Annotated in this window: 14 protein-coding genes; 5 read left to right on the forward strand and 9 right to left on the reverse strand. The window is 67.2% G+C overall.

What is annotated here, in order from left to right:
* Positions 1 to 226 precede the first annotated feature (226 nt).
* The gene (locus WJ12_RS30225) at positions 227 to 718 is read left to right on the forward strand and encodes a hypothetical protein (RefSeq protein WP_034189422.1); all 492 of its coding nucleotides are present in this window, start codon (positions 227 to 229) and stop codon (positions 716 to 718) included.
* 27 nt (positions 719 to 745) lie between these two features.
* Here the strand turns inward: WJ12_RS30225 and WJ12_RS30230 are convergent, their stop codons facing one another.
* The 8 genes from WJ12_RS30230 to WJ12_RS36160 all read right to left on the reverse strand — a co-directional run bounded on the left by WJ12_RS30230 (position 746) and on the right by WJ12_RS36160 (position 8,195).
* The gene (locus tag WJ12_RS30230; RefSeq protein ID WP_059556780.1) at positions 746 to 1,252 is read right to left on the reverse strand and encodes a hypothetical protein; all 507 of its coding nucleotides are present in this window, start codon (positions 1,250 to 1,252) and stop codon (positions 746 to 748) included.
* Positions 1,253 to 1,384: 132 nt separating this feature from the next.
* Positions 1,385 to 2,743: a sigma-54 dependent transcriptional regulator gene (locus WJ12_RS30235; protein WP_233622691.1), complete on the reverse strand. Its 1,359-nt coding sequence runs from the start codon at positions 2,741 to 2,743 to the stop codon at positions 1,385 to 1,387.
* A 174-nt stretch (positions 2,744 to 2,917) separates the two neighbouring features.
* Positions 2,918 to 3,502 carry a hypothetical protein gene (locus tag WJ12_RS30240; RefSeq protein WP_059556782.1) on the reverse strand — a complete coding sequence of 195 codons (585 nt, stop codon included), beginning with the start codon at positions 3,500 to 3,502 and terminating at the stop codon, positions 2,918 to 2,920.
* A gap of 155 nt (positions 3,503 to 3,657) precedes the next feature.
* Entirely contained in the window at positions 3,658 to 5,322 is a 1,665-nt protein-coding gene (locus WJ12_RS30245) for a hypothetical protein (protein ID WP_059556783.1), read from the reverse strand.
* 44 nt (positions 5,323 to 5,366) lie between these two features.
* Entirely contained in the window at positions 5,367 to 5,648 is a 282-nt protein-coding gene (locus tag WJ12_RS30250) for a hypothetical protein (protein WP_034189417.1), read from the reverse strand.
* 73 nt (positions 5,649 to 5,721) lie between these two features.
* Positions 5,722 to 6,312 (reverse strand): hypothetical protein, encoded by a 591-nt coding sequence (locus WJ12_RS30255; RefSeq protein ID WP_034189416.1) that lies wholly within the window; start codon positions 6,310 to 6,312, stop codon positions 5,722 to 5,724.
* Positions 6,313 to 6,423: 111 nt separating this feature from the next.
* Positions 6,424 to 6,747 carry a hypothetical protein gene (locus tag WJ12_RS30260; protein ID WP_034189521.1) on the reverse strand — a complete coding sequence of 108 codons (324 nt, stop codon included), beginning with the start codon at positions 6,745 to 6,747 and terminating at the stop codon, positions 6,424 to 6,426.
* A 1,049-nt stretch (positions 6,748 to 7,796) separates the two neighbouring features.
* Complete coding sequence (locus WJ12_RS36160; protein WP_141727549.1) at positions 7,797 to 8,195, reverse strand: hypothetical protein; 399 nt, start codon at positions 8,193 to 8,195, stop codon at positions 7,797 to 7,799.
* Positions 8,196 to 8,605: 410 nt separating this feature from the next.
* On the opposite strand from WJ12_RS36160, the gene WJ12_RS36980 reads away from it, so the two are divergent.
* Positions 8,606 to 8,830, forward strand: a complete 225-nt coding sequence (locus WJ12_RS36980; RefSeq protein ID WP_226104081.1) for a hypothetical protein — start codon at positions 8,606 to 8,608, stop codon at positions 8,828 to 8,830.
* Between the two features lie 44 nt (positions 8,831 to 8,874).
* On the opposite strand, the gene WJ12_RS30270 is transcribed toward WJ12_RS36980, so the two are convergent.
* Positions 8,875 to 9,798 carry an AraC family transcriptional regulator gene (locus WJ12_RS30270; RefSeq protein ID WP_059556784.1) on the reverse strand — a complete coding sequence of 308 codons (924 nt, stop codon included), beginning with the start codon at positions 9,796 to 9,798 and terminating at the stop codon, positions 8,875 to 8,877.
* Between the two features lie 180 nt (positions 9,799 to 9,978).
* Between WJ12_RS30270 and WJ12_RS30275 the strand changes: the two genes are divergently transcribed.
* From WJ12_RS30275 to WJ12_RS30285, 3 genes are all read left to right on the forward strand, one after another.
* A complete protein-coding gene (locus WJ12_RS30275; RefSeq protein ID WP_011354470.1) occupies positions 9,979 to 10,440 on the forward strand; it encodes a (2Fe-2S)-binding protein in 462 nt (153 codons plus the stop codon).
* A gap of 2 nt (positions 10,441 to 10,442) precedes the next feature.
* Complete coding sequence (locus WJ12_RS30280) at positions 10,443 to 12,653, forward strand: xanthine dehydrogenase family protein molybdopterin-binding subunit (RefSeq protein ID WP_069245969.1); 2,211 nt, start codon at positions 10,443 to 10,445, stop codon at positions 12,651 to 12,653.
* A gap of 313 nt (positions 12,654 to 12,966) precedes the next feature.
* On the forward strand, positions 12,967 to 13,365 hold the full coding sequence (locus tag WJ12_RS30285) for a winged helix-turn-helix domain-containing protein (RefSeq protein WP_034189412.1): 399 nt from the start codon (positions 12,967 to 12,969) through the stop codon (positions 13,363 to 13,365).
* Positions 13,366 to 13,721 lie beyond the last annotated feature (356 nt).

The following is a 13,721-nucleotide window of genomic DNA, read 5'->3' on the forward strand; positions in this document are numbered from 1 at the left end:
GGAGGTAATACAAGTTTGATATTTGCGCGGGTTCAGGCGGCCGGCGGCCAGCGGCCGACGGTCGCGGCATCGGCCCGATGGCCGAGGTTGCGCGCCATGCGGTCGCCAGCAGGTAAAATTACGGCCTTTGCATGCCACTCCGGGCTCGCCGGCGGCGCGCGATGCGCCGCTGCCGGCCGCGCGCCACCGCCCTTTTGCCGGCTGCCCGCACTCGCCCCTTTTCCTCATGACCGACTCCGATCTGCAATCCGACGACACCTCCATCCACGAAGACGGCCTCTGGCGCGACAACGGCTGGACGGCCCGCATCATCAAGAACGAAGACGACGACGGCTGGGCCGTCGAGATGATCAAGGACGGCGAGTCCGAGCCCGCGCTCGTCGGGCCTTGGACGATGGGCCGCGACAAGAAGAATCCGAAACCGATGGACGCGAACGCGTTCCGCACGCTCGTGAAAACCGCGACCGAGGTGCTGATGCGGCACGAGCAGCAGCGGCGCGCGATGCTGCACAAGGAAGTGACGGTCCAGGGCGACGACGGGCAGGAGGTATCGGTGACGCTCGACATCGTGCCGGACGAGTTCGAGCCGTACGCGCAACTGAAGGCATTCGATTCGTATGGCGAGCTGCTGGCCGAAGCGAAGGTGTCGGCCGGGTTCAAGCTCAACAAGGCCAGCGCGGAACGCTGGGTCGCGTCGGGCTTCGAGCGGCCGGCCTGAGCGGGCGCGACGCGCCGGCGCGCGCGATCAGGTGCCGGCGCCCTGCTCCGCACGCGCGAGCCGGCGCGCCGCCAGCTTGCGCCGCACGAACTGCTCGAACTGCTGCGTCGCGACCTCCGGATCGCGCGCGGCCAGCCCGAGCGCGTTGCGCACGAGCTGGATCGGCGTCAGCACGATGCCCCACGGCAGCCCCCACCAACCGAGCGCGGCCGACGCGAGCAGCGCGAGCGCCTGCTTCCGGCGTCCGCAGCGGCGGCAACACACGTGGCGCCGCGTCGCCCAGCGGGTGACGAACACGAGCGACACGACGCGATGCGACGCATGGACGTCGACCGGCCGCCCTTCGCGCAGGCAGATCGGGCACGGCCCGTAGCGCCAGTCGTCGACATACTGCCGGACTTTCGCGTCGGGCACCCGTTCGGCCTCGACGATGATCGGATGCGCGCGGGCGCACACCCGGCTGCAATAGCGGCGGCCGTCGATCGACCGGCCGCCGACCAGGAACGTCCTGCCGCAGTGACTGCACTCTGTCACGATAACCCTCGGATAAGCGTGATGCGCCGCGTGTCGGCCGCCAGCGCGGCGATGCGCCGGCGGTCCGCACGGGTCATTTCCTGTCTTAACGGCCGCTGTCGCGCAGTCTTGAGCGCCGCGCACCGGCGCCCATCAGCCGTGCAGCCCGTGTGCGGTCATCAGGCGGTACAGCGTCGCGCGCGAAATGCCCAGTTCGGCCGCGACGTCCGCATGCTGGTGGCGGTTGCGCAGCAGCGTTTCCTCGATCGCGCGCCGCTCGGCCTGCCGGCGCGTTTCCGCCAGCGTCGGCGGCCGCCGCGACGTGTACGCATGCAGTTCGAGATCGGCCGCCGAGATCAGCGGGCCGTTCGTCATCACGACCGCGAACCGGATCCGGTTGATCAACTCGCGCACGTTGCCCGGCCAGGGATAGTTGTGGATCGCCTCGACCGCGCAGGGCGTGAAGCCGCGAATCCGGTGCGAACCGTCGCCGCGATAACGCCGCAGCACGTAATCGGCAAGCAGCATGATGTCGCGGCCGCGTGCGCGCAACGGCGGCTCGTCGATGCGCAGCACGCACAAGCGGTAGTACAGATCGGCACGGAACCGCCCTGTTCGCATCGCGGCCTCGAGATCGACGTGGGTCGCCGATACGATCCGTACGTCGACCGCGATCGACTGGTGCCCGCCGAGCCGCTCGATCTTGCCCTCCTGCAGGAATCGCAGCAGGCTCGCCTGGCTCTCGAACGGCATGTCGCCGATCTCGTCGAGAAACAGCGTGCCGCCGTGCGCGGCCTCGATACGGCCGATCTTGCGCTGGTGCGCGCCCGTGAAGGCGCCGCGCTCGTGGCCGAACAGTTCGGCCTGCAGCAGCGTGGACGGGATGGCCGCGCAGTTCACGGCGACGAACGGCGCATCGGCCCGCAGCGACTGCTGATGGATCGCCGCCGCGGTCAGCTCCTTGCCGGTGCCGGATTCGCCGGCGATGAACACGGTGGCGTCCGTGTTCGCGACCTTGCGGATCGTCGCGAACAGCCGGCGCATCGCGTCGCACGAGCCGATCATCGCGCCGGCGGGCGGCACGCCATCGGCAGCCGGGTCGCCGTCCGCGAGCTTCAGCATCCCGTACGCATGGCCGACCAGATAGCCGATCGTCGTATAGGCCGTCGCGTTGCGCACGTAGTCGAAACAGCAACGACGGATCAGGCGCGCGATCGAGAGGTCGCGCAGCCGCTCGCCGTCGGCGAGCGCGACCCAGCCGACGCGCGAGTCGCGCAGCAGCGCCTCGAACGACGCGATGTCGGGCGACCCGAAACTGCCGAAATCGACGATGCCGGCATGCGGGCGGTTCGCCTTGACGAGATTCAGTGCGTCCGCAACGGTTTTCGCGCGCCACACGTCCCAGCCGCGCGACGCCAGGCAGTCGGCGAGCGCGGCGTCGTGCCGCTGCGACAGGTAGACGAGCGGCCGCGACGGCACCGCATGATTGCGCCGGGCGGCGACGAACGACATCGCGCCGGCCTCCCTTTCGACATCCTGCGGGCCCGACACTCTCAGCTGGCAGCAATAGTTCACGATGGCCTCGCCGCGTAGGGTTGGTTGTCGGAACGGCCATTGCCGGATCGCATGCGGCGGGGCCCGTGGTCCCGCGGCGCGGCGCCGCCCCGTCCTCGAATCGATGTTTCGTTATCGGCAGAACACGACGCGCTGCGTGTAGATCTGCGGCTCGATGGCCGGCTTCACCGACGTGTTGAGATCGTCGCGATAGGCATGGTAGGTCTTGCCGTTCACCGTCACGTCCTCGGCCCGGGCCGTCTCGATCCTGTCGAGCCCGCTGTGCTGCCACCCGCTCACGCGGTCCGCCGCCGTCACGCTCGACTCGCCGGCGATCTTCTGCGTGATCGCGCTGCCGTCGCTCCACGGCTGCGTCTGCATGTCCTCGGCATGCTGCATCGCGCCGACCGTCTTGCCCGTCGACGTCGGGCCGTTCTGCGCTTCGAACGGTGCGCCGCGACCGTATACCGGCGACTTCCACGACGGCGCATGACCTTGCTCCGGCATCATGTAGACCATCTGCGGATCGCCGATCATCACCATCGGCGCGCATGCGGTGTTGTCGGCGCGGCCCAGCGTCGTCAGCGCCTGCTGAACGCTCACGGCATTCGCGGCGGTCTGCTCGCTCAGGATCACGAACACCGCGGGATTCTGGAAAACCGTCTGCGCAGCGGCTTGCACGCTGACCAGCAGCAAAGCGACCAAAAAGATCCTCATGATTGAGGCCTCCTTGCATCCTCGTCAGGCAAAAAGAGGTGTTGATCTCGGGGATGGGACCAACACCCGTCCAACCGGAAACGTCCATCGGGCATCGGGGCCGGGCGCCGGCCGGGCGACCGGCATTCGGCCGCGCGGCAGACGGCCCCGCGTGCTTACGACGACGTGCTCGTCGAGATGACGGCCGGCGCCGGCGCAACCGGTGCGGCCGGTGCGGCCTGCTGGTCGACCGTGGCCGGCGGCAACGCCTGGGCCGGGTCGCTCAACGCCGGCATGTCGGCGGCGGGCGCAGCCGGTGCGGCAGCGGATTCGGCCGCTTCGGGCACCTTCGCGTCGGCAGTCGGCATGTCGGCCGGCGCTGCTGCCTCAGGCAGCGCGGCTTGCGGAGCGGGCGCTTCGACAGTCGCTTGCGGCGCCGGCTCGGCAGCCTTTGCATCGGCTGCCGGCGCCGTGACGACGGCAGCGGCCGGCATCGGTTCGGCAACCGGTTCGCCTGCGGCCTGCGCTGCGTTGTCGGTGGCGGCCGGCATCGGCTCCGGTGCCTTGTCGGCGACGGGCTGCACGGGTTCGGGCGCCTTCGTGTCGGCAACCGGCTGGGCGGGCTCGGCGGCCTTCGTGTCGGCAACGGGCTGTGCGGGCTCCGGCGCCTTCGTGTCAGCCACGGGCTGGGCGGGCTCGGCGGCCTTCGTGTCAGCGACCGGCGTGGCAGGCGCTTGCGATGCCTTGTCAGCCACCGCGGGCGCGGCGATGACAGCCGCAGCCGGCACGGCCGCCATCGCGGCTGCCGGTACGACCGCGGCGGCAGGCGCGGCGGCGACGGCAGGTGCCGCAGCAACCGCGGGCGCCGCTGCCGCCGGTGCAGCCACTGCCGGCGCCGCGGCGGCAACAGCGGGCGACGCGACCGCCGGGGTGGCCGCGGCGACTGCCGGCGCGGCGACGGCCGGGGCGGCGACGGCCGGGGCGGCGGCGACCGGCGCGACCGCCGGCACCGGAATCGGAACCGGCACCGAAACAGGCGCTGCCTGCACCGACGTCGTCTGGATCGGACGCGTCGGCGCGGATGCCGGCGCGGCCGAGCCGAGCGGCGGCAGGCCCATGCGGTCGCGCACGATCGGGTCGCGATACTTCACGTCGTCCGCGACGGTCGCTTCCACGCTCGGCGCCACGTTCGAACGCGCGAGCGGCGCGGTCGTGCCCGGGCACAGGTGGCCGGTCGCTTCCACCGCGCGCCGGTTCGCATCGCTCTGGCACAGCAGCGCGAGCGCCACGTCGGTCAGGCCCATCGCACGGAATTCACGCGCATCGAGACGCCGGACGCAGGCCTGGTCAACCAGCGTCGTGCCGCCCGTCGCGCCGAAGCCCGGGAACGACACACCGACGCTCACCGAACCCATGCAGGTATCGGACAGCGTGGTCGTGAGGCCGGGCGCCTGGATCGCCGGGTTGGTCTTGATCGTCTGCGTACCGGAGTAGTTGACGTTTTCCGAAGTCTGGGTGTTGTACGGGTTGGTGCCGGGCGCGCCCGACGACTGCAGCGACTGCGGCGTCACGCTCGTGCCTCCGCTGGTGCTGGACGGCATCGTCACGTTGAAGTTCACGCTCGAATTGCCGCTGCCGCGCACCCCGCTGGAACTGGTGGCATTGCCGCCGCGCGAGCTCGTGGTGTTCGTGTTCATGCTCGAACCGCCACCCTGGCTGACGGCCGTCGACGACGTCGAGGACTGCGCGCTCGACGTCGAGTCGGCAGTTTGCGCGTGGGCACCGATCGTGGTCATCGCGAACATCGCCGCGCATGCCACCTTGATCCTGTTGCTGTTCATTTCACTCTCCGGACGAGGTTTGACCTCCGACCCAGGCAACCGTACTAATTCCCCTGAATGCCTTCAGTTTTCGCTGCTTCCCCGAACTGCTTCCAGCCGCTGCCCAGCTGGGACCACGAGCCGGCCGACACGCCCTGCCACTGCTGGGCATCCGGTCCGCCGATGGCACTGCCCGACGAAAGCGTTTGTTGTTCTGACGGTTTGGTTGTCTGGTCAGGATTGTTTGACGTCTGCATAGTCGATTGCCCACCATCGGCAGCACGGTCAGCGCCATACGCCGTCAGAGACGCGAGCATCAGAGCGGCGGCAATCAGGTTCTGCTTCATGCCAACTCCTTACGTGACAACAATGCGGAAAAGAGACCAGCGTCGCTGGGAAACTGGTCCCCCCCACACCTGACTAATGACTGCTCCCGGTCGCGCTCGAACTGCCCTGGCTTCCACCCGATGCGGACGGCGAACCGGCCGGACCGGTACTCCACGCGGTCGACGAGTTGTAGTGAGTCGAACCCGTGATCGCAGCAGACCCACCACTGCCCGTCAGCCCGGCGGCACCCGCGTTGGCGTTGCCGTTGTCGTTCGCACCCGTGGCCGTGTAGTGGTTCGCGCCGAGTACGATCGTGGCGGTCACCCCTCCCGACAGCGCATTCGCGTTCTCGTTCGTTTTGCTGTTTCCACCGAACGAGCCTGCAGCACCGATACCGCCGCCTGCCGCGAACGCGCCTCCGTTCATGCCCGAACCGCTGGCCGTCGAAGTCGAGTTGTGGTTGGCGGACGCCGTGCCGACGGAACCAGCGGGTGTCACGGTACTGCCGGCGCTTGCACCAGCCGTCGATGTCGAATTGCTCGTATAGCTGCCGGATCCGACCAGTACCGAACCGGACACACCCGCTGCGACGGATTGCGTCTGGTTGTTCGTGAACGAACCTGCTGCCAATGCGGCCGACGATAGGACGGTGAGCGCTGTCGCTAATATGACTTTGGCTTTCATAGCAATTCCTTGCTGTGAGGAAGTTCGACGGTGGCGGAGCCAGGCCCGCCCTGATGGGGCGAAGCCCGGCATCCGTACCGCCAGCCAATGACGAACGCTACGCGCCGCGGCTTAGTGGTGATACGTCCAGCCAGTCGAGCCGGCATTCGCACCGCTGCTGCCGCCAGCCTGTGCGCCGCCGAAGCCGAAGCCGCCGACCGTCGACGTTTGCGTGTGGCTCGTGTACGAGACCGAAGCGCTGCCCGGGCCACCGGCAAGTGCACCGGCGGCACCGAGTGCTGCGCCCGAATCGGTCGCGGAGAAGTGGCCGAACCCGGCAACTCCGGCCATCGTCTGGCCACCGCTCGTCGAATTGCTGCTCGACACCGTGCCGCTGCCTGCAAACGCTGCACCCGAAACCGCCAGAACTGCTGCTGCAATCAGAAGCTTCTTCATGGTCGACTCCATAACGGCGTGGAGAGAATGAGCAAGGAAGACTGCACGCCATCAACCTTCCTGCCTCGAGCAATCCTTAAAAAATAAGGATTACTATCAAATCAAGAAATTCGTGCCGGCTCTTAATTTTAATTTTTTTGTCCATTTTTGACAGCCGAAGTCTAGTTTTATGTTTTCAGCTTGTCCAAAATTTATGCGTAGGTGTTTTCTATTATTTTTATGACCATTGAATATTTTTAAAAAACACCTCCAATTTCGCAACCGGAATGACGCACGCATCCTCCGGCTCACGATTTTCGATACCCCGTCGAAAACGGATACCGGCACTGGCATTCGTTTTCGAAATCAAAAATGCGCGAATATATACCACCGCAAAATACGACAGCCGTTCAAATGGCGCTCGTCAGCCGAGCGACGACGGTGCCGCATTGCAGACAGATGGCATGTTTGCTCCCTGAGCTGGCGAAGAAAGGGCGTCCGGACAATCCGGCCGACGTGCGTTCGATCTAATCCGGCCGGCGCCGGTACTGGCCCGGCGCGATCGAAACCGCCCTGCACGGTTGAAGACGAAACGGCGTCACGCTGTCCGGCACGAACAGCCTGACCCATCCGGGTGAACTGAATGAAAGGGGGCACCCCTGTCGCCCGCTCGTCACGAGGCGCGACAACCGCCGCGGCACGCGGCCGGCGCGGACGCCGGGAAAGCGATGGAATACCCGCGACGCTGGCACTGCGTCGTGAGCAACACCCCGATTTCTCCGACTACCCCATTGGTGCGCAAAATACGCGCGGATCACACTACTGCTTATGGTCTTCATCGCCGTTTCCCCGACTGCTTACTGACGAGTTGGTCGCCCCCACATCTTTGTTGCATCGTGTCGACCGCCCGCCGATGCGTCCAATACCGCAAGCAGCGTGCCACGCGTTGCGCCATCGTTCGTTGCGCGCGCCGAACCGCCGCCAGGCCGCGGCTTTTCGCCGGAAACGTCGTTTTTTGTTTCAGGAATGTATCGCGGCAAAGGTTTGGCACACGTCGCGATCGCTGCGCTTCATGACGCAATCCCGTGATTAGACGGACGAATCCGGCCCGCGGCGCGTTGCCGGACGGCAGGTTGAACGGGTGTTTCAAACTTGAGAAGCGCGCCGCGTCGCCCGCCGGGCGGCATCCGTGTTTCCACTGACGAACGACGCTTCGATGCGTATGCGGCCCGGCTTCCGTGCGAAAACGAACGAGAATCGATCCACCCTGCGTACGGCCCCGGCGCCAGACGCAACGGCCTTCGATGCGTCTTCGGCTTGCTTATCCCCGGTTCGGCAAAACGAATTTGATTCATTCGTGAAAATACCGACACGATCGCGCGACGAAAAATGTTGCCATCGCGACCGTTACCGGCGTAATAATTAAAACAAATGTAAACATGGAATGCCGGCAAAAGCACAAGCACCATTTTTCATTCCGGCTCAACCCACCTTTCACGCCGGATACACCCCGAGGATGCGACACATTCGAGAAACGTTTTCAAGCATTTATCCGCTCGATTCTCATCGATGAAACATGCCGATTCAACGTGCGCCTTACGTTAACAATCTCGTAAAAGCCTGATTTATCGAGCGTTTCATCGTATCGAATCGCATTGATCCGGCGCTCGCCCGGCTCATTCGCCTGTCCCCACGATTCACGCGTGAAACGCCTGCACGCCTGTCGATCGGCGAAGGCATGGCCGTGCCCGCGCCCGGCGGCGGCGTGTCGTCCGTGGCATGCCGATTGCCTGATGTCCGGCTCTCACCGAGCGGCACGCCACGGCACACGGAGCACCGGCGGCGGCCCGCTCGCAACCTGCGTGTCGGGGAAACGGCGATGAAGATCACCACCGATCGATCGGCGCTTGCGCCATTCAAGCATCAACGGGGTTGTCAGCGAAACCGGAGCGCCTGTCGCGGCGCTTCGTCGACATCGGAACAGGCGGACCGGCGCTTGCCGAAACGGCACCCGTGCAGCGGGATGGAGCGCGTGCGCGACGCCGTCGGACAGATCGACCTGTGGTTCCTCGAGATGCTCGACGAAGGAGACGGCGATGAATGACCGCGCACCGCCCGAGACGCGTGCCGGCCGGTGCCGGCGGCACCTCAGCCGAGCAATTCCTTCTTCCGCAGGTGCACGACGTCGCGCATCGGCGGCGCGCCGAACAGCCGGCTGTATTCGCGGCTGAATTGCGATGCGCTTTCGTAGCCGACGACGGCGGCGACCGACCCGACGTCGCCGCCCTGCCGCAGCAACAGCCGCCGCGCTTCGTGCAGCCGCAACTGCTTCTGGTACTGCAGCGGGCTCAGCGTCGTCACGTGCTTGAAATGATGGTGCAGCGACGACACGCTCATGTTGACCGCCTGCGCGAGCGACTCGACGCGCATCGGCTCCGCGAAGTGATCGCGGATCCATTCGATCGCGCGCGCGATCCGGTGCGTCTGGCTGCCCGCGATGGCCATGTGTCGCAGCCGCGTGCCCTGCCCGCTCGTCATCAGCCGGTACAGCACTTCCTTTTCGATCAACGGTGCGACGACCGGAATGTCGGCAGGCGTATCGAGCAGGCGCAACAGTCGCAGCGCGGCGTCGAGCAGCGGCGGCGTCAGTTCGGCGAGCGCGATCCCCTCGCCTTCCGGGCCCGCATCGGGCTCGGGCAGCCGCATCTCGGCCGCCAGCTCGACGATGCGCTGCGGATCGAGCGTCAGCGACAGGCACAGGTACGGCGCCTCCGGCGACGCGCGCGTCACGCGCGAGAGGATCGGCAAGTCGATCGACGTAATCAGGCAATTGTGCGTGTCGTATTCGTAAGCGTGACCGGCCACGATCACGCGCTTCGCGCCCTGCGCGGCGATCACCAGCGCGGCCCGCGACACGCCGCAGCCGAGATCGACCGGACGCGTGTGCCGATGCAGCATCAAGCCCGGCACGGCCGTCGAATGCGAGCCGTCGGCCGGTGCGAAACGGCCGATCAGCGATGCCAGCTCGCGCCGCCCGGATTCGCGCGACGCCACGATATCGGTCATGTCCATGACGCATCCTCGAATGATTTCCCGTGTCGCGGGAGCATAGCGAAACGGCCCGCCGCGTGCCGGGGATTTGCAGGATTGTTCAATAAATTTGCAGGATTGGGTAGACGCAAAAAGCGGCGGCTCGCGCACACTCCCGGCTAACCTGCCCGTATGGCGGGTTTTCCCCATGGAGACATAAAAATGCCTACCTCGTTTGTCCTGAACGGCAAGAACGTCACGCTCGACGCCGATCCGTCGATGCCCGTCCTCTGGGCGATTCGCGAACACGCGGGACTGACCGGCACGAAGTTCGGCTGCGGCATGGCGCAGTGCGGCGCGTGCACCGTGCATCTCGAAGGCCAGGCCGTCCGCTCGTGCGTGCTGCCGCTCGCCGGCATCGCGGGCAAGCACATCACGACGATCGAGGGTCTGCAGAGCAAGCCCGCGCACGCCGTGCAGGCCGCCTGGGTCAAGCTGCAGGTGCCGCAATGCGGCTACTGCCAGTCCGGCCAGATCATGTCGGCCACCGCGCTGCTGGAACAGAACCCGAAGCCGACCGACGCGGACATCGATGCCGCGATGAACGGCAACCTGTGCCGCTGCGCGACCTACGCCCGCATCCGGGCCGCGATCCACGACGCAGCCGCGACGCTGGGAGCCTGACCATGACGATCGAACTCGACAACACCGGCTCCGTGCGTCCGTCGCGCCGCACGTTCCTGAAGACCGCGGGGGCCGCCGCCGCGGTCAGCCTGACCATCGGCTTCGACTTCACCGGCTTCGGCCGCCGCGCGCTCGCCGCGACCGCGCCCGAAGCCGGTTTCGCGCCGAACGCATTCCTGCGCATCACGCCCGACGGCACCGTCACGGTCATCGCGAAGCACGTCGAAATGGGCCAGGGCGCGTATACGGGCATCGCGACGATCGTCGCCGAGGAGCTCGACGCGAACTGGTCGAACGTGCGCGTCGAAAGCGCGCCGGCCGATGCGAAGCGCTACGCGAACCTCGCGTTCGGCACGATGCAGGGCACCGGCGGCAGTTCGGCGATGGCGAACTCGTGGCAGCAGCTGCGCGAAGCGGGCGGCAAGGCGCGCGCGATGCTGGTGTCGGCCGCCGCGGCCCGCTGGAAGGTGCCGGCCAGCGAGCTGACGACCGCCAATGGCGTCGTCACGCACGCGAAGAGCGGCAAGACGGCGCCGTACGGCACGCTCGTCGCCGATGCGTCGAAGCTGCCCGTGCCCGACAAGGTCACGCTGAAGCAGCCGGCCGATTTCAAGCTGATCGGGCACCGGATCCCGCGCGTCGACGCGTCGGCGAAATCGAACGGCACCGCGCATTTCACGCTCGATACGACCTTCCCCGGCATGCGCGTCGCGCTGCTGCAGCGCGCGCCGCGCTTCGGCGCCACGGTGAAATCGTTCGACGCGACGGCCGCGAAGGCCGTGCCGGGCGTCGTGTCGGTCGTGCAGGTGCCGGGCGGCGTGGCAGTCGTCGCGAACGGCTTCTGGGCCGCGAAACAGGGCCGTGACACGCTGAAGGTCGAGTGGGACGACGCGCACGCGGAAAAACGCGGGTCCGGCGAGATCATGCGCGAATACCGGCAGCTCGCCGACAAGCCCGGCACGTCGGCGCGCAAGGACGGCGACGCCGACGCGGCGATCGCGGGCGCGGCGCGCAAGATCAGCGCGTCGTACGAATTCCCGTATCTCGCGCACGCGCCGATGGAGCCGCTCGACGCGGTCGTCAAGCTGACGGCGAACAGCTGCGAAATCTGGGCCGGCGACCAGTTCCAGACCGTCGACCAGGCCAACGCGGCCAGGACGGCGGGGCTAAAACCCGAACAGGTGCAGATCCACACGCTGTATGCGGGCGGCAGCTTCGGCCGGCGCGCGAACGCGTGGTCGGACTACGTGGTCGAGGCCGTGTCGATCGCGAAGGCGCTCGGCGCGGACGGCAAGCCCGTCAAGCTGCAGTGGACGCGCGAGGACGACATCCAGGGCGGCTTGTACCGCCCGATGTACTTCCACAAGCTCGACGCGGGCCTGACCGCGGACGGCAAGCTGGTCGGCTGGCGCCACCGGATCGTCGGCCAGTCGATCCTCGCCGGCACGCCGTTCGAAGCGTTCATGGTCAAGAACGGCGTCGACGCGACGTCGGTCGAGGGTGCGGCGAACCTGCCGTACGCGGTGCCGAACGTGTCGGTCGAGCTCACCACCGCGAAGACCGGCGTGCCGGTGCTGTGGTGGCGCGTGGTCGGCAGCTCGCACACGGCCTACGCGGTGGAGGCGTTCATCGACGAAGCCGCGCACACGGCGGGCAAGGATCCGTACGCGTTCCGCCGCGACCTGCTCGAGAAGGAACCGCGGATGCGCGCGGTACTGGATCTCGCCGCGCAGAAGGCCGGCTGGGATCCGGCCAAGCCGCTGCCGAAGGGCCGCGGGCGCGGGATCGCGGTCGCCGAGGCGTTCAAGAGCTATGTCGCGCAGGTCGCCGAGGTGTCGGTCGACGCGGACGGCAAGGTGAAGGTCGAGCGCGTGGTGTGCGCGGTCGATTGCGGGATCGCGATCAATCCCGACATCGTCGCCGCGCAGATGGAGGGCGGCATCGGCTTCGGGCTCGGCGCGGCGATGCACAGCGCGATCACGCTGAAGGACGGCCAGGTCGAGCAGCGCAACTTCGACGGCTACCAGGTGCTGCGGATGGCCGAGATGCCGAAGGTCGAAGTGCATATCGTGCCGTCGGCCGAGGCGCCGACCGGCGTCGGCGAGCCGGGCGTCGCGCCGGTCGGCCCGGCCGTGGCGAACGCGATCTTCGCGGCGACGGGCAAGCGGCACTACGTGCTGCCGTTCGATTCGGCGGAGGGCGCGAAGGCCTGATGTGCAGGCGCACCGGCCGCGGGGCGAAACGCCCCCGTGGCCGGTCTCCATCCAGCCGCCCCTCGCGTTACGTCAGACGTAACGCCCGTCACCCGTAACATCCCCACCCGATGCTACGTAACAATCCTTCAATGATGCTCGGACCCCTTCAGTGTCCGCCTCGCCTCTCCCGTTAAAAATTCTTTTAAATTCAAGGCTGCCGGGCCGCGCGCAGCCGTGCCGCCGCCAGTCGGCGCTCGATAATCCTCTGCCTGGCCCGAAAGTTGCAGCACAGGACCCGCAAACACTCCTTAATGGACATGTGAGGGCCACCATGGATTGCAAATACCTGTACATCGACAACATAAAAATCAACTTCGTGCGCCGCACGATCGAAATCGACAACAAGGTCGTTGACGTGACGCCGCGCGAATTCGACGTCGTCGAATTCCTGCTCGACAACATGAACAAGATCGTGCCGCGGCAGGCAATCCAGGAAGCCGTGTGGGGCCGCGAGCTCGGCGTGTCGTCGCGCACGCTCGACACCCATATCTCGCGGATCCGTTCGAAGCTGCAGCTCGAACACGACAAGAACCTGCGGATCATCCCGATCTACGCGGTCGGCTATCGCCTGGTGCTGTTCGGTGCGGCCATGACGCACGTCGAGCGCCACGATGCCGCGCCGGTCCTGCGTGCCGCGCCGCAACCGGCGATGGCCGCCGACTACGCGTGACGCTGTCCCCGCGCGCCGCCTGCTCGCGGCGCAGCGGCCACGTCCCCCCCACCGCGCTGCGCCCAGCCGCAGCGCCTCGCGGCCTGCCAGCCGGATCCGGCCTGCACGCCCTCCGGCCCGCCAGCCAGTCGCGACCCGACCGCCGCCTCCGGGCGGCGGTTGCTTTTGGGCGCCGGCCGCCGCCTGCCCGGCTTCATCACGCTTCGTAGCACCCCGCTAGCTCGATCGCCGCACGATGCGTGCGACTACGGATTCCGGCCCGGCACGCGGCCATGGCCGTCCCTACAATCGACGCAGCAGCCGCGCGCCCTACGGCGCCGCCGGCCCCGGAACAACCCGTCGAATCAACGCCGAAT

The organism is Burkholderia seminalis, assembly GCF_001718535.1.
GTDB classification, from domain to species: domain Bacteria; phylum Pseudomonadota; class Gammaproteobacteria; order Burkholderiales; family Burkholderiaceae; genus Burkholderia; species Burkholderia seminalis.